General features: G+C 72.9%; 14 protein-coding genes. 5 read left to right on the top strand and 9 right to left on the bottom strand.

Features of this window, described 5'->3' with window-relative positions; translation table 11 throughout:
- Positions 1–465: amidohydrolase family protein (locus tag Q0D57_RS04580; protein ID WP_291038873.1), on the bottom strand; the 465-nt coding region annotated here is incomplete at its 3' end.
- Positions 466–606: 141 nt separating this feature from the next.
- Here Q0D57_RS04580 and Q0D57_RS04575 point away from each other — a divergent pair.
- Positions 607–2079: an XdhC/CoxI family protein gene (locus Q0D57_RS04575; RefSeq protein ID WP_291038870.1), complete on the top strand. Its 1473-nt coding sequence runs from the start codon at positions 607–609 to the stop codon at positions 2077–2079.
- Positions 2076–3452: an 8-oxoguanine deaminase gene (locus tag Q0D57_RS04570; protein WP_291038866.1), complete on the top strand. Its 1377-nt coding sequence runs from the start codon at positions 2076–2078 to the stop codon at positions 3450–3452. The genes Q0D57_RS04575 and Q0D57_RS04570 overlap by 4 nt, the downstream gene beginning before the upstream one ends.
- Before the next feature lie 143 nt (positions 3453–3595).
- Here the strand turns inward: Q0D57_RS04570 and Q0D57_RS04565 are convergent, their stop codons facing one another.
- On the bottom strand, positions 3596–4480 hold the full coding sequence (locus tag Q0D57_RS04565) for a LysE/ArgO family amino acid transporter (RefSeq protein WP_291038863.1): 885 nt from the start codon (positions 4478–4480) through the stop codon (positions 3596–3598).
- 69 nt (positions 4481–4549) lie between these two features.
- Here Q0D57_RS04565 and Q0D57_RS04560 point away from each other — a divergent pair, with 69 nt between their 5' ends.
- The gene (locus tag Q0D57_RS04560; protein ID WP_291038860.1) at positions 4550–5713 is read left to right on the top strand and encodes a LysR family transcriptional regulator ArgP; all 1164 of its coding nucleotides are present in this window, start codon (positions 4550–4552) and stop codon (positions 5711–5713) included.
- 67 nt (positions 5714–5780) lie between these two features.
- On the opposite strand, the gene Q0D57_RS04555 is transcribed toward Q0D57_RS04560, so the two are convergent.
- From Q0D57_RS04555 to glp, 6 genes are all read right to left on the bottom strand, one after another.
- Complete coding sequence (locus Q0D57_RS04555; protein WP_291038857.1) at positions 5781–8627, bottom strand: molybdopterin cofactor-binding domain-containing protein; 2847 nt, start codon at positions 8625–8627, stop codon at positions 5781–5783.
- Positions 8624–9454, bottom strand: coding sequence for an FAD binding domain-containing protein (locus tag Q0D57_RS04550; RefSeq protein WP_291038854.1), 831 nt, complete (start codon positions 9452–9454; stop codon positions 8624–8626). The genes Q0D57_RS04555 and Q0D57_RS04550 overlap by 4 nt, the downstream gene beginning before the upstream one ends.
- Before the next feature lie 121 nt (positions 9455–9575).
- Positions 9576–10028 (bottom strand): molybdenum cofactor biosynthesis protein MoaE, encoded by a 453-nt coding sequence (locus Q0D57_RS04545; RefSeq protein ID WP_291038851.1) that lies wholly within the window; start codon positions 10026–10028, stop codon positions 9576–9578.
- On the bottom strand, positions 10012–10524 hold the full coding sequence (locus tag Q0D57_RS04540; RefSeq protein ID WP_291038848.1) for a molybdenum cofactor synthesis domain-containing protein: 513 nt from the start codon (positions 10522–10524) through the stop codon (positions 10012–10014). Before Q0D57_RS04540 ends, Q0D57_RS04545 begins: the two co-directional genes overlap by 17 nt.
- Positions 10521–11000, bottom strand: coding sequence for a cyclic pyranopterin monophosphate synthase MoaC (gene moaC, locus Q0D57_RS04535; protein WP_291038845.1), 480 nt, complete (start codon positions 10998–11000; stop codon positions 10521–10523). The genes Q0D57_RS04540 and moaC overlap by 4 nt, the downstream gene beginning before the upstream one ends.
- Complete coding sequence (glp, locus tag Q0D57_RS04530) at positions 10993–12261, bottom strand: gephyrin-like molybdotransferase Glp (protein ID WP_291038842.1); 1269 nt, start codon at positions 12259–12261, stop codon at positions 10993–10995. Before glp ends, moaC begins: the two co-directional genes overlap by 8 nt.
- Positions 12262–12602: 341 nt before the next feature.
- Between glp and moaA the strand changes: the two genes are divergently transcribed.
- A complete protein-coding gene (moaA, locus tag Q0D57_RS04525) occupies positions 12603–13727 on the top strand; it encodes a GTP 3',8-cyclase MoaA (protein ID WP_291038839.1) in 1125 nt (374 codons plus the stop codon).
- A complete protein-coding gene (locus Q0D57_RS04520; RefSeq protein WP_291038836.1) occupies positions 13727–14017 on the top strand; it encodes a MoaD/ThiS family protein in 291 nt (96 codons plus the stop codon). Before moaA ends, Q0D57_RS04520 begins: the two co-directional genes overlap by 1 nt.
- A gap of 20 nt (positions 14018–14037) precedes the next feature.
- Here Q0D57_RS04520 and Q0D57_RS04515 read toward each other — a convergent pair whose 3' ends face one another.
- Positions 14038–15318 (bottom strand): ThiF family adenylyltransferase, encoded by a 1281-nt coding sequence (locus Q0D57_RS04515; RefSeq protein ID WP_291038833.1) that lies wholly within the window; start codon positions 15316–15318, stop codon positions 14038–14040.
- Positions 15319–15400 lie beyond the last annotated feature (82 nt).

Here is a 15400-nt window from a genome sequence, read left to right as displayed (position 1 = left end):
GTGGTGGTCGGCCACGGTGGTGACGCCCCCGAGGAGGCCCTCGGCGATGCCCGCACGGGCGGCCGCGTGGGCGAGCTCGGGGTCGATGCCCACCGCGGAGTAGGCGGCGGCCATGGTGGGGAGCCAGACGTGCATGGGCACCCCGCGGGTGCCGGGCAGGGTGCGGAAGGCCGTCTGCAGCAGGTGGTGGTGGGCGTTGACGAGGCCGGGGGTGATGATGCAGCCGGATGCGTCGAGGTGCTCGGTGGTGGGGGCCGGGGATTGGGGGTCGAGCTGCGCGCCGGGCTGTTGGTGCGGCTGGTCGAGGGGCGTCGTGGGCCGGCTGACCGCGGGGGCGCCGAGCTGCGGGTACGGCTGCTCGTGCGGCTGCTCGTCGGGCACGGTGCTGCCCACCGCGAAGTCGCCGGGGCCGAGCTCTGTGTCGGCGTCGATCACGATCCGGGCCGCGTCGTGGATGATGAGCATGCGAGATTTCTAACACGCGGATGTGTCAGGCTCATGTCGTGGGCGGGTGCGGGCGGGTCCTCGGGCCCTGACCGTCGCAGCACGTCGCACGCATACGATCTCGCGCCGCACGCTCGCACTCCGTCGACCGAAGGGGGCTCCATGCTCGAACTCGCCGCAGCACTCCTCGAGTCGCTCGCCGCGGGCCGGCGGCTCGCCGTGGCCACCGTCGTGGCCGTCGACGGCAGTGCGCCGCGCGCGCTCGGCACCTCGATGGCCGTCGACGACCTCGGGCGCGTGATCGGCAGCATCTCGGGCGGCTGCGTTGAGGGCGCCGTCTACGAGGCGTGCGGTCGCGTGCTCGAGACCGGTGACGCGGAGGTCTGCTCGTTCGGCTTCAGCGACGCCGACGCGTTCGCCGTCGGCCTGTCCTGCGGCGGACGCATCACCGTCGCGGTGCACGAGCTCGCGCCTGCGGGCCTGCGCAACGAGGCCTCGGCGGCGCTGCTCGGCGAGCTCGCCCTGGCGCGGGAGGGCCGGGCGGCGGGGGTGGCGATCGTGCTGCCCCAGGCATCCGGAGACCTGGAGGAGCAGGACGAGCTGGGGCGCCGCGCCGTGGGCGAGCTGCGGCTGATGACCGAGCACCACACGCCGGAGGTCGATCGCGGCGGTCTCGGACCGACTGTGCTCGAGTCGGCGGCGCGGACGGCGGTGCGGACGGCGCTGCGGGGTGCGCTGCATCGCGGGCGCACCGAGCGGCGGGGGATCGAGTGCGAGGGGGTTGTGGTCGAGGCGGTGCTCGTGGTGGCCGCCGCGCCGCCGCGGATGATCGTGTTCGGCGCCGTCGACTTCTCGGTGGCGCTCTCGAACGCCGCGGCGCTGCTGGGCTACCGGGTGACGGTGTGCGACGCGCGTCCGGTGTTCGCGACCCCCGACCGCTTCCCGAACGCCGAGGTCGTGAACCGCTGGCCCACCGACTACCTCGCCTCGACGGAGGTCGACGAGCGCACGGTCGTCTGCATCCTCACCCACGACGACAAGTTCGACCTGCCGCTCATCGAAGCCGCGCTCGCACTGCCCGTGGCGTATGTGGGGGCGATGGGCTCGCGGACCACCCACGACCGTCGGATCGCCGCCCTCCGCGCGCGCGGTCTCGACGACGAGGCGCTCGCGTCGCTGCACTCGCCGATCGGGCTCGACCTCGGCGGGTCGACGCCCGAGGAGACTGCGGTGTCGATCCTGGCGGAGGTGATCGCGGTGCGGAACGGAGCGTCGGGAGCGTCGCTGCGCTTCGCATCCGGGCCCATCCATCGGGGCGATGCGGTGCCGGTCGATGCTGTGCCGGTCGATGGTGTCGTGGGTCGGGCGCGGGTCGATGGGGTCGCGGATCGCGCGCCGGTCGATGGTGTGGCGGATCGGACGCCGGTCGAGGGTGACGCGGGTCTGGTGCCGGTCGATGGTGTGGTGGATCGGACGCCGGTCGAGGGTGACGCGGGTCTGGTGCCGGTCGCTCGTGTGGCGGATCGCGGGCTCGTCGATGGTGTTGCGGCTCGGACGCCGGTCGATGGTGTGGTGGGTCGCGCGCCCGTCGATGGTGTCGCGGATCGCGCGCCGGTCGTGGGGGAGGCGCCGTGAGTGCGGCCCGGGTCGTCATCGAGAACGCGTACGTCGTCACCGTCGATGCGGCCGGCACGGAGCACGAGTCCGGCTACGTGGTGCTCGAGTGTGCCGAGATCGTGGCGGTGGGCCCCGGAGCCGTGCCCGACGAGCATCTCGGCGGCGGCGCATCCGTGACCCGGATCGACGGCACCGGGCACCTGCTCACGCCCGGGCTCATCAACACCCACCACCACCTCTACCAGTGGCTGACCAGGGGGATCGCCCAGGATGCGATCCTGTTCGACTGGCTGACGGCGCTGTACCCGACGTGGTCGCGGATCACCGCCGACACCGTCGGGCCGGGCGCGCTCGGCGGGCTCGCCGTGGGTGCGCTCTCGGGCTGCACCACCATGGGCGACCACCACTACGTGTTCCCGCGCGGGGGCGGCGACATCCTCGGGGCGATCGTGGAGGCGGCCGGCACTGTCGGTGTGCGGCTGCACGCGACGCGCGGATCGATGGACCTCGGACGCTCGCAGGGCGGGCTGCCCCCGGACTTCGCCGTGGAGACGACCGCCGCGGCGCTCGAGGCGAGTGCGGAGGCCGTCGCGCGCTTCCACGACCCCTCGCGTGAGGCGCTCGTGAAGATCGCGCTGGCGCCGTGCTCGCCGTTCTCGGTGACCGCCGATCTGCTGCGCGAATCCGCTGTGCTCGCCCGGTCGCTGCCCGGGGCCGTGCGGCTGCACACGCACGGCTCCGAGACGGTGGAGGAGGACGCGTTCTGCCTCGAGCGCTTCGGGCGCACCCCCACGCAGTACCTCGACGACCTGGGGTGGCTCGGCGACGACGTCTGGATGGCGCACTGCGTGCACCTCGACGACGACGCGATCGGGCGGTTCGCGGCGACGGGCACGGGGGTGGCGCACTGCCCGTCGTCGAACGCGCGGCTGGCGGCGGGCATCGCGCCGGTGCCGCAGCTGCTCGCGGCGGGGGTCGCGGTGGGGCTCGGTGTCGACGGCTCGGCCTCGAACGAGTCGGGCCGGCTGGACTCGGAGATCCGGATGGCGGTGCTCGCCGGGCGGTTGCGGGGAGGCGCTGCGGCGCTCAGCGGGCGGGAGGCGCTGCGGATGGCGACCATGGGCGGCGCGCGCGTGCTCGGGCGGTCGGCGGAGCTCGGTTCGATCGAGGTGGGCAAGCTCGGTGACCTGGCGCTGTGGCGGGTCGACGGGGTCGAGCACGCGGGGATCGCGGATCCCGTGGCGGCCCTGACGCTCGGGGCGCCGCCACCGTTGGCGCTGCTGCTCGTGGGCGGATCGGCCGTGGTGCGGGACGGGGAGCTCGTGCGCGTGGACGGGGACGCGGTGGCGCGGGGGGTCGTGCGGGCCGTGGAGGAGCTTCGGGGGCGGTAGGCGGATCGCTGTCGTGTGCCGATGGGCGCCTGTGATCGGGCCGGGCAAGGGGGCGGGCGTCGGCTCGGGTCGGAGATGCGGGCACGCGGGACGCAGCCATTCGATGCGACCCGGCGATGCGACCCGGCGATCGGGCCACCGCGTCAGAGGCCGAGCAGGAGCGAGGCCGCGATCGCGATCATCATGACGGCGATGATGCCGTCGAGCACGCGCCAGGCCACCGGCTTCGCGAAGACGGGGCGGAGGAGGCGGGCGCCGTAGCCGAGGGCGGTGAACCAGATGATGCTGCCGAGGGCGGCTCCGGCGCCGAAGATCCACCGGGAGTCGCCATGCGTGCTGGCGATCGAGCCGAGGAGCACGACGGTGTCGAGGTAGACGTGCGGGTTGAGCCAGGTGAGGGCGAGCGCGGTGAGGATCGCGGCGAGGAGGCCGCCGGTGGCCCGCGAGGTGCGGCGACCGGTGGGTGCCACGGTGCTCGTGGTGGTGGATGGGCTTCCGGTCGGGGCGCCGCCGGTGCCGATGTCGCCGGGGTCTCCGGCCGCGGCCTCGGCGGGGGCCACGACCTCACGCGACGTGGTGGGGGCGGGGACGGTAATGCCGGGGGCGGAGGTCCCGGGGGCAGCGAGGTCGGGGGCAGCGAGGTCGGGGGCACCGAGGTCAGGGGCAGTGAGGTCGGGAGCAGCGAGGTCAGGAGCAGTGAGGTCGGGTGTGAGCGCAGCGCCCGGGCGCAGGGCGCGGCGGGCGGCGAGGAGGCCGTAGACGACGAGGAAGACGGCGCCGCCGATGCGGGCGGCGACGAGCAGGGCCGGCAGGCGCTCGACCAGCACGCCGATGCCGCTCACGCCGAGGCCGATCAGCACGACGTCCGAGATCGCGCAGACGGCGACGACGGCCAGCACGTGCTGTCGGAGCAGGCCCTGCCGCAGCACGAAGGCGTTCTGGGCGCCGATGGCGATGATGAGCGACAGCCCGAAGCCGAGGCCGGCGAGAGCGGCGAGCGGATCGAGCGGGGCGAGGGATGCGAGCACCCTTCGACGTTAGGCATGGCAGCTCAACCAGTCCAGCTAATGTTTCTTCGGATGCATTAGCTTTGCTTCATGCAACTGGATCCGTCCCAACTCGCCGCCCTCGATGCCGCCGTGAGCGAGGGCACCTTCGAGGCCGCGGCCAGGCGGCTGCGCATCACGCCCTCGGCGGTGAGCCAGCGCATCCGGGCCCTGGAGAACTCGGTCGGGCGGGTGCTGCTGACGCGGTCGAAGCCCACCACGGCCACGGAATCCGGACGGGTGCTCCTGCGGTTGGCCCGGCAGCTCGCGGTGCTCACCGACGACGTCGCCCGCGAGCTCGGCGGTGATCCCGTCGGTGCCGCGGTCGAAGGGGGGCCGGATGCTGCGGGGGCGGCTCCACGCATCCGGGTGCCGCTCGCGGTGAACGCGGACTCGCTGGCGACATGGCTGCTGCCGGCGCTCGCCGAGCTGGCGGGGTCGGTCGACTTCGACTTCCACCGTGAGGACGAGAGTCATACCACGGCTCTGCTCCGGGACGGCACCGTGATGGCGGCGGTGTCGGCGGTGGCTGAGCCGGTGCAGGGGTGCACCTCGGTGGGGCTCGGTGTGATGCGGTACGCGCCGGTGGCGTCGCGGGGGTTCGTGGAGCGCTGGTTCCCGGAGTTTGAGCGCGGTGCCGGCCGCGCGTCGGTGACGTCGCTGCGCTCGGCGCCGGTGGTGGTCTTCGACCACCGCGACGAGCTCCAGCACGACTACCTGCGCCGCCGCGCGGCCGCCGCCGACGACGGCTCGCGGGCGGACGGGCCAGGGGTGGGCGAGTCCACCCCGACGCCACCAGGGGTGGGCCGGGCGCGAACGGGAGAGCCGCGGGCCGACGAGTCCACCCCGACGCCACCACGGGTGGGCCGGGCGCGAGCGGGTGAGCCGCGGGCCCACGAGTCGTCGACCGCACAACGGGCAGCCGGGGTGGGCGGTGGTGGCGAATCGCGCGCGGAGCCGCCACGGCATTTCGTGCCGGCCTCGGCCGACTTCGTGCGGGCGGTGGCGGCGGGCTACGGCTGGGGCATGGTGCCGGAAGCGCAGAGCGCGGGTCTCGACCTCGTGGAGCTCGACCCGGGTGCTCACCTCGACGTGCCGCTCTACTGGCAGCAGTGGCAGCTCCGCACCGCCACCCTCGACCTCGTCGCCTCCACCGTCGCCGCTGCCGCCCGCTCTGCGCTACGGCCCCTCCGCCCGCCGCGCCCACCGCGTTGAGTGCACGAGCGGCGCGACGTGTCGGTTCCACACCTGCGCTGAGTCGGCGCGGGGCGGCGGCGGTGGCTCAGGCGCGGAGCATTCTCCACACGCGGTCGCGGGAGATGGGCAGCTCGTGGGGGCGCACACCGGTCGCATCGCGGACAGCGTTGGCGAGGGCCGCCGCCACCGGGTTGTAGGGGGCCTCGCTCATCGACTTGGCGCCGTAGGGCCCCACCGTGTCGTCGGTCTCGGCGAAGAGCACCTCGGTCTCGGGCACGTCGACCATCTGCGGCAGGTGGTAGCTGCGGAAGACCTGCGTCTTCACGAGGCCCTCATCGAGCAGCATCTCCTCGTACAGCGCCGATCCGATGGCCTGCGCCACCCCGCCCTCCACCTGGCCGCGGAGCTGCTCCGGATTGAGCACGAAGCCCGCATCCGCCGCATGCACCGACTGCAGGATGCGCACCTCGCCCGTCGAGCGGTTCACCCCCACGCGGAAGCCGTGCACGTTGAACGCGAGCGACCGCTTCGATCCGTCCTCACTGCCCGACTCCGTGATCGAACCTCCGGCGGCCGCTGCGATCTCGACGAGCGGCACCAGCGTGTCGCCGATGCGCACGCCGTCGGCCTCGAGGTGCCCCTGGCTCCACTCGCCGGCGAGCTCCGAGGCCGTGCGGAGGATCGTGCCCTTCAGCGCCTCGGCCGCCGCGTGCAGCGCCTTGCCCGCCACGACGGTGCCCGCTGACCCGAACGCGCCCGTGTCGAACACCGCGGCATCCGTGTCCGACTGCCGGATGCGGATGCGATCCGGAGTCGTGCCCAGCACGCTCGAGGCGATCTGGGTGTGCACCGTGGTGGTGCCGTTGCCGAATTCCGAGGTGCCGACCCCGGCCAGGTAGCCGCCGTCGGCCTCGAGCGTGATGCTCACCTCCGAGAAGTGACCGCGCGGAGGCATCGTGGCGATCATGGTCGACGCCATGCCCGTGCCGACGGTCCACTCCGGGCCCACCGGCTCCGGCACGCCGTTGCCGCGCTGCAGCGCCTGCTCCATGAGGTCGAGGCACTGGTCGAGCCCGTAGCTGCCGTAGACGAGGTCGTCGCCCTCCACGTGAGCGGCCACGAGTGGGTCTCCGGGCTTCACGGTGTTGATGCGGCGGAACTCGAACGGATCGATGCCGAGCTCGCGCGCCAGCTCGTCGAGCGCCTGCTCGATGCCGAACACGACCTGCCCGAGCCCGTAGCCCCGGAACGCACCCGAGGGGATGTTGTTCGTGTACACGACCTCCGCGTCGATCTTCTTGTTCGGTGCGTTGTAGAGGCTCACGGTCTCGCCCACGCTGTGGAACATGACGCCCGGCCCGTGGTTGCCGTAGGCACCCGTGTCGCTCAGCACGTCGACCGCGAGGGCCGTGAGCCGGCCGTCGCGAGTCGCTCCGACCTCCACCGCCACGCGCATGGGATGACGGCACGGAGCGAGCGTGAACTGGTCGACCCGGGTGAACTCGAACTGCACGGGCCGCCCGGTGGTGAGCACCGCGAGGGCCACGAGGTCCTCGGTGAGGATCTCCTGCTTGCCGCCGAAGCCTCCGCCCACGCGCGCCGTGAACACGCGTACAGCGGCCGGATCGAGGTCGAAGATGTGGGCGATCTCGTCGCGCACGAGGAAGGGCACCTGCGAGCTCGTGCGGATGACGAGGCGGCCCGCCTCGTCGAGCCAGCCCACCGAGCCGTGCGTCTCGAGCGAGGCGTGCGAGACCCGGTGCGTCTGATACGTGCCGCTGACCGTCGCGTCGGCCGCGGCGAAGCCCTCGGCGACCGAGCCGATCTCGGAGTGCACCGAGGCGACGACGTTGCGCTCGGGCTCGGCGATGCGCGACTCGGCGACCGACTTGTCGCCGTGCAGGAGGGGAGCTCCGGGGGAGCGGGCCTCCTCGGGGTCGAAGACGGCGGGAAGCAGCTCGTACTCGACCTCGATCAGACGGCAGGCGGCCTCGGCGATCGCGATCGAGTCGGCCACGACGGCTGCGATGCGCTGGCCGCGGAACCTCACGACGGTGTCGAACAGCCGCGTGTCGTCCGGATCATCGGTGCGGAACTGGTGCCGCCCCGTGGAGTAGAGGTGCTCGGGGGAGTCGACGGCGGTGAGCACCGCGTGCACGCCGGGGAGTGCCGCCGCGGCCTCGGTGCGCATCGCGACGATCCGCGCGTGCGCGTGCGGGCTCTGCAGGAGCTTGAGGTGCGTGACTCCCGGCACGGCCACGTCGAGCGTGTAGGGCTCCCGCCCGCTCACGATCCGCGGACCGGCCGGCGCGCCGACCGAGCGGCCCACCGACTTGGGTGCCGCGACGCTGGCGGGCGCCTCCAGCGGCTCCACCACGTCCGGCGCTGCAGCACTCTGCTCAGAAGGATCCAACCCGGGCTCCACGACACCCGTCGTCGCCGTCGCAGTCGCATGAGGCGCCGACCCGCACAGGTTCGCGCATCCGCCCCCGCCGGCCGACGCGCAGACCCCTCGCCGGATCGACGTCTCGATGGCCCGGTACCCCGTGCACCGGCAGAGGTTGCCCTTCATGAGTCGCGGCAGGTCATCGAGCTGATCGGGCTTCAGCGTCGACGCCGTCACCACCATGCCCGCCGTGCAGAACCCGCACTGGAATCCGGCGTTCTCCACGAAGCTCGACTGCACCGCGCTGAGGTCGCCCGGCTCGCCGAGCCCGGCGACCGTCGTGACCACCGCATCCTCGGCCCGGTACGCCGGGAACACGCACGAGTGCACGGCCATGCCGTCGACGATCACGGAGCACGCGCCGCAGTCGCCCGCGTCGCAGCCCTTCTTGACCTCGAAGTTGCCCTGGTCGCGGATGAAGGTGCGCAGGCACTGGCCGGGGGCGGGCTCGGCCTCGAGCTGTTCGCCGTTCATGATGAACCTCATCGGAGCTCCTCCAGGATCTCGATCGCGAGCAGTGCCGAGACGGCCCGCCGCCAGTCGGCGGCTCCGTGCGGATCGGTGAACCACGTCTCGATGGCCTCCACGTCGTGCGTCAGCACCTCGGCGCTCGGCACCGAGTCGTAGCGGAGCTGCTCGGGGTGCAGCGTGGCCCCCGAGACGGTGAGCGTGAACGAGCCGTCGCGATCGAGCCGCCCTATGATCACGGCGCCCGAGCGGCCGAGCGGCGACAGGGCGATCTTGCGGTACGCCGTCCGCGCCTCGAGCGAGGCCCGCGGCACGATCAGCGACCGCAGCACATCGCCCTCGCGGAGCACCGTCGCGCCGTCGCCCGTGACGAACCGCGCCACCGGCAGGCGCTCGTCGCTGCCGTCGGCCCGCCAGATGAGCGCCTCGGCGTCGAGCCCGGAGAAGAGCGAGGTCATGGGCCCCGCGGGCAGCGCGGCGCAGATGTTGCCTCCCACGGTGGCCACGTTCCACACCTTGAACGAGCCGAGCAGAGCCGTGCAGCACTGACGGAACAGCGGATGCGCGGCCCAGCCGTGCTCGTCCGGCATCGCCGCGAGCTCTGCGAGCGTGCACGTCGACGCCACCTCGAGCGCGCCCGCGTCGGCGGCGACCTCGGCGTCGTCGCCCAGCACTGTGAGCGAGGGCCACCGGAAGGCCATGAGGTCGACCAGGGAGGTGAGGTGGTTCTGCGGCTCCGAGAAGAGCCACGAGCCGCCGGCGAGCGGCGCCGTGGCCGCGCCGAGAGCGGCCAGGTCGTCGCGGTGACGCGCCGGATGGATGGCGGTGATGGTGTTCAGATCCACGACGATCTCCGTTCGAGGTCGAGTTGCAGTATCAGTAGACCTCAGCAATGTGTCTGAGATGTAACGTCGACCCGTTTTGGGGGTAGGAAGGCCACCGCTTCGGATTGTGGAGGAGAGGATCTCAGCCGAGCGCCGCGACCCACTCCGAGCTGCCGTCGTCGAACAGCTGCTCCTTCCAGATCGGCACCGTCTGCTTCACCAGGTCGACCAGTTCGGAGCACGCCGCGAAGGCCTCCTGCCGATGCGCGCTCGACACCGCGCAGGCGAGCGCGATGTCGCCCACCACGAGGTCGCCCACCCGGTGCGCGACCGCCACCACGGTCTCCGGATGCGCCGCCGCGATCCGCCGCGCCGCCTCCTCGATGGCGTCCTGCGCCGACGGATGCCCGGTGTACGACAGCGCCGTCACACCCTTCCCCTCGTCGTGGTCGCGCACGACCCCGGCGAAGCTCACCACGGCGCCCGCGTGGTCGCGCGAGACGGCCTCGATGCACTGCTCCACGCCGATCGGCTCGGAGCTCACGGTCGCGAACCGCACCGCCCCGGCCGCCGAGCCCTCAGTCGACCCGGACATGGTCACCTCCACCGATCTGATCCACGAGGTGCTCGAGCAGCCCGTCGAGCACCGCGAGCCCGTCTTTCACACCACCGGTCGACCCGGGCAGGTTGAGCACGAGACTGCGGCCCGCCACCCCCGCGAGCCCGCGCGAGAGCACCGCGAGCGGGATGTGCTCCCGCCCCACGCGCCGGATCTCCTCCGCCACCCCCGGCAGCTCGAAGTCGAGCACCGCCCGCGTCTGTTCGGGCGTGCGGTCGGTGGGGGAGGCGCCCGTGCCTCCCGTCGTCACGATCGCGGCGGCACCCGACGCGACGGCAGCGCGGAGCGCAGCGCCCACCGGCTCGCCATCCGGGACCACCTCGACTTCGGCCGCCCACCCCCGCGCCTCGAACCAGTCCCGGATGACCGGCCCCGTCGTGTCGGAGTACACCCCCGCCGCCGCGCGGTTCGACGCCACGATGACGCGAGCCTCGCGAGCCTCGCGGGCCGGACCCGCCGCCCCGCCCGTCACGCCCGGCTCCAGTCGCCGCTCGCGCCGCCCGACTTCGACAGCACCTCGATGTCGGTGATCCGCGCCCCCCGATCCACCGCCTTGATCATGTCGTAGAGCGTGAGCGCACTCACCGAGGCCGCCGTCAGCGCCTCCATCTCGACGCCGGTGACGCCCGTGGTCTTGACGGTCGTGACGATCCGCACGCTCGACTCGCCGACTGTGAACTCCACCGTCACCCCGCTGATCGGCAGCGGATGGCAGAGCGGGATGAGCGCCGAGGTCTGCTTCGCCGCCATGATCCCGGCGACGCGCGCGACCGCGAGCGGCTCGCCCTTGGGGAGCTCGCCGGCCACGAGCAGTGCGATCACGTCGTCGCGCGTGTGCAGCACGGCTTGAGCGGAGGCGACGCGGCGGGTCACCGCCTTGTCGGTGACGTCGACCATGTGGGCCGATCCGTCGGCGGTGACGTGGGTGAGCTCGCGGCCGTCAGCCATCGATCCTCCAGAAGTCGAGTTCGTCGCCCTCGGCGACGCGGGTGATGCCGACGGGAACGTGCACGAGCACGGTGGATTCGGCGTAGGAGTGGAGCAGGTGGCTCGAGGGGCCGCCGCGCAGGCGCAGGCGGCCGTCGGGGTCGAGCACGCCTCGGCGCAGCTGGTGGTGGTTCGGCGGCGAGTCGAACGCCTCGGCGGAGGGGGCGCGACGTGTCTCGCGGAGCGGCTCCGCGCCGAGCGTCTCGAGGAGCGCCGGGCGGAGGAACGCCTCGAACGACACGAGCGCGCTCACCGGGTTCCCGGGCAGGCACACGACGGGCAGCGTGGCTGCGCCTTCGACACCCACCTCGATGCGGCCGAACCCCTGCGGGCCACCCGGCTGCATCGCGACCTTCATGAACTCCACACCGAGCGGCCCGAGCGCATCGCGCACGACCTCCCGCGCCCCCGCGCTCACACCGCCGACCGTCACGAGGAGGTCGACGTCGGCCTCGTTCCAAATGACGTCGAGCAGGTCGTCCGCGTCGTCCGACCGGCACGGCCGCGCCACCACCTCGCATCCGGCGCCGAGCAGCGCCGCCGTGAGCGACACCGTGTTGGCATCGAAGATCTGCCCGGGCGCGAGCACGGTGCCCGCATCCCGGATCTCGTGACCCGTCGACACGAGCAGCACCCGGATGCGCCGGCGCACCTCGACCTGCACGGCCCCCGTGCCGGCGACCACCCCGAACTGTGCGGGCCCGAGCACCGTGCCCGCGGCCAGCAGCACCTCGCCCTCGCGCACGTCGCTGCCCGCGGAGCGCACGAACGTGCCGGCGGCGACCGGCTCGACGAACGCGACGCGGCTGCTGCTCGAGGTGTCGGGGAAGACGGGTGGCACGGCCTTCTCGATCTGCACCACCGCATCCGCGCCGTCGGGAAGGCCCGCGCCCGTCATGATGGGGGTCGCCGTTCCGGGCGTGTGGGTTCCGAAGACGTCGCCGGCGGCGACGCGGGAGGCGACGGGCAGCGACACCGGGGAGTCGGCGGTGGCGGCGGCGAGGTCGGCGGCGCGCACGGCGTAGCCGTCCATCTGGGAGTTGTCGAACGCCGGGAGGCTCGAGGGCGACACGAGGTCGTGGGCGAGCACGCGGCGGAGGCAGCGCGCGGGATCGGCGGCGAGCGACTCCCCGGAGACCGGCAGCGATTCAGTGCCGAGCGACGCCCGGAGCGGCGCGAGGAGCGCGGTGATCTCGGCTCGATGGTCGTCGATCGTGCGCATCGTCCCAGTCTGCCGCATCGGGCCGCGAGCTCCGCCTCGGGGAAAGTTGATGAGTTACTACGCAAATGAGGAGGACCGACCCCGTATAGGCGGTCGGTCCTCCTCATTTGCGTACTTACTCGGGACGCCCGACCGAGCAACGGTAGAAATGCGCGAGACCGATCCCATATAGGTGACCACTCCCTCGCATTTCTACCGTTACGCACCCCCACGCCGACAGGGTGGCGGATTATGCACAGAATGAGAGGGACCGACCCCAAATAGGGCCTCGGTGCCCCGCATTCTGTGCATTCCACGACCGCGCCGGCCGACGCCGGCTCCGAGCCGCGTAGGCTTTCCGCATGAGCGTCGCACTCGGCATCCCCTCGCTGCGCATCGCCGCGCCCCGGGCAGCAGGCCCCACCGAGGCCGCCGCGGCCACCGGCATCCTCCCCGCCGGCCGCCCCGCGACCTCCGCCCTGCTCGACACCTACGGTCGCACCGCCACCGACCTCCGCATCTCCCTCACCGACCGCTGCAACCTCCGCTGCACCTACTGCATGCCCGCCGAGGGCCTCCCCTTCCTCCCGCCCCCGGCGCTCCTGACCCGCGACGAGATCACGCGCCTCGCCCGCATCGCCGTGACCGAGTTCGGCGTGCGGCAGATCCGCTTCACGGGCGGCGAGCCCCTCCTCCGCAAAGACCTCGTCGAGATCGTGCGCGACGTCGCCTCGCTCGACCCCCGCCCCGAGATCTCGCTCACCACGAACGCCATCGGCCTGGCCTCCCGCGCCCTGGCCCTCGCCGACGCCGGCCTCGACCGCATCAACGTCTCGCTCGACTCCGTGCACCCCGACACCTTCGCCGCCATCACCCGCCGCCCCTTCCTCGACCGCGTGCTCGCCGGCATCGACGCCGTCCGCGCCGCCGGGCTCGTGCGCACCAAGATCAACACCGTGCTCATGCCCGGCATCAACGACGACCAGGCCGTCGAGCTCCTCGAGTGGGCGCTCGCGGGCGGCCACCAGCTCCGCTTCATCGAGCAGATGGCCCTGGATGCCGACCACACCTGGGCGCGCGACACCATGATCACGGCCGCGCAGATCCGGGAGCGCCTCAGCACCCGCTACCTCCTCACCCCCGACGACGCCCCCCGCGACGGCGCCCCCGCCGAGCTCTTCCAGGTGCGCGACCGCACCGAGGGGGAAGGCGGCCGGATGCTCGGCCTCGTCGGGATCATCGCCTCGGTCAGCGAGCCGTTCTGCTCCGACTGCCGCCGCACGCGTCTTACCGCCGAGGGCGGTGTGCGCAGCTGCCTCTTCTCGCACGAGGAGACCGACCTCCTCGGCCCGATGCGCAGCGGGGCCACGGATGCGGTGGTCGCCGACCTCTGGCGTGCCGCCATGTGGGGCAAGCCGGCCGGGCACGAGATGAACGCCGTCGGATTCGCCCAGCCCGAACGCACCATGAGCGCGATCGGCGGCTGATGAGCGTCCACCTCCGCTACTTCGCCGCCGCGAAGGCCGCCCTCGGCCGCGCCTCCGACGAGCGCGCCGCCGGCTCGAGCATCGCCGACCTCCTGGGGGAGCTGGCGTCAGAGGCCGCCGGGGCGTCCGGATCCGGTGCCGGGACCGGCCCCACCGCCGACGCCGCCACGATCGAGCGCATCCTCGCCCGCTGCACCTTCATCCACAACCGCACCTCCACCGGCGACCGCACGATCGTGCTCGCCGACGGCGACACCCTCGACGTGCTCCCGCCCTTCGCCGGCGGCTGAGCGGCCGGGGCGCGCGACCCCTAGTACCGCGTCACAGAAGGGTCGACCTCCGTCGACCACGCGTCGATCCCGCCGCGCACGAACACCACGTCCTCCCACCCCTTCGAGCGCAGCACCTCGGCCGCGTGCCGCGAGCGCCCGTCGAAGTGGCAGTGCACGATCACGCGCTCCTGCGGCGGCAGGATCTCCCGCGCCGCATCCGTGAGGAGCTGCCCGAGCGGCACGAGCTCCGCTCCCTCGATGGAGGCCACCTCGTACTCGTACGTCTCGCGCACGTCGACGAGCACGAAGTCGGCCTCGTCCCGCGAGCGCGCCTCGAGGAGCTCCTTGAGCTCGTGCACCGAGATCGACTCGGGAGCAGCCGGAGCAGCCGGCGCTGCCGGAACAGCGGGCTCAGCCCCCGCAGCCCCCTGCCGCTCGAACAGCCGAGTCGCCGGGCTCACCCCCGCAGCCCCCTGGTTCGCGTAGCTGTACGGCTCCCCGATGTTCGACGCCCCCCGCGCCGCCGACGACCGCCCCGGCCGCCGCTCCACGTGCGAGAACGGCACCTCGCGCCAGGTGGCGTCGAGCGCATCGAGCACCAGCAGCCGACCGAGCAGCGGCGACCCGAACCCCACGAGCAGCTTGAGCACCTCGCCCGCCATGAGCGACCCGACGGCCCCGCACGCCGGCCCGACGACCCCGGCCACGGCGCACGACTCCGCATCCGCGTCGGCCGCTGCGGTGGGGAAGAGGTCCGACATGGTGCGGGCCAGCTCCCCGGGCGCCGTCGCCCAGAACACCGTCACCTGCCCGTCGAACCGCAGCACCGAGCCCCAGACGATGGGCTTGCCCACGAGCGCGCAGGCCGCATCCACGATGTGCCCCACCTCGAAGGTGTCGGTGCCGTCGACCACCACGTCGTACTCTGAGACGAGCTCGAGCACGTTCGACGGCGTGATCTCGACGTCGTGCTCCACGACCTCCACGAGCGGGTTGAGCGCACGCAGCGCCGCCGCCGCCGAAGCGACCTTCCGCTCAGCAGAACGCGCCGAGGCGAGCGGATGCACCAGCTGGCGATGCAGGTTCGACACCTCCACGACGTCGTGGTCCACGATCCCGATCACGCCGACGCCGGCGCCCGCGAGGTACTGCAGCACGGGCGAGCCGAGGCCGCCGGCGCCGAGCACGAGCACGCGCGACTCCTTGAGCCGGCGCTGCCCCTCCACCCCGATCTGCGGCAGGGAGAGCTGGCGGGCGTAGCGCACGAGCTCCTCGCGGGTGAGTTCGGGACCGGGCGACACGAGGGCGGGCAGGCTCATCGTTCCAGCGTACTTCGCCCGGCATACCGGTACCGTTGTCCCAACGCGAAGACGACGCGCGGCACGGACCGGCTCCGGCGCG

Source organism: Herbiconiux sp. (genome assembly GCF_023264895.1).
Taxonomy (GTDB): Bacteria; Actinomycetota; Actinomycetes; order Actinomycetales; family Microbacteriaceae; genus Herbiconiux.
The sequence above is the reverse complement of the archived record's forward strand: the minus strand, read 5'-3'. Positions and strand labels throughout refer to the sequence as shown.

Bases quoted from the DNA above. Each gene is read 5' to 3' on its own strand.
- Q0D57_RS04560 (WP_291038860.1), top strand. From the start codon at position 4,550: ATGCAACTGGATCCGTCCCAACTCGCCGCCCTCGATGCCGCCGTGAGC.
- Q0D57_RS04575 (WP_291038870.1), top strand. From the start codon at position 607: ATGCTCGAACTCGCCGCAGCACTCCTCGAGTCGCTCGCCGCGGGCCGG.
- Q0D57_RS04515 (WP_291038833.1), bottom strand. From the start codon at position 15,318: ATGAGCCTGCCCGCCCTCGTGTCGCCCGGTCCCGAACTCACCCGCGAG.
- Q0D57_RS04555 (WP_291038857.1), bottom strand. From the start codon at position 8,627: ATGAGGTTCATCATGAACGGCGAACAGCTCGAGGCCGAGCCCGCCCCC.
- Q0D57_RS04545 (WP_291038851.1), bottom strand. From the start codon at position 10,028: ATGTCCGGGTCGACTGAGGGCTCGGCGGCCGGGGCGGTGCGGTTCGCG.
- glp (WP_291038842.1), bottom strand. From the start codon at position 12,261: ATGCGCACGATCGACGACCATCGAGCCGAGATCACCGCGCTCCTCGCG.
- moaC (WP_291038845.1), bottom strand. From the start codon at position 11,000: ATGGCTGACGGCCGCGAGCTCACCCACGTCACCGCCGACGGATCGGCC.
- moaA (WP_291038839.1), top strand. From the start codon at position 12,603: ATGAGCGTCGCACTCGGCATCCCCTCGCTGCGCATCGCCGCGCCCCGG.
- Q0D57_RS04520 (WP_291038836.1), top strand. From the start codon at position 13,727: ATGAGCGTCCACCTCCGCTACTTCGCCGCCGCGAAGGCCGCCCTCGGC.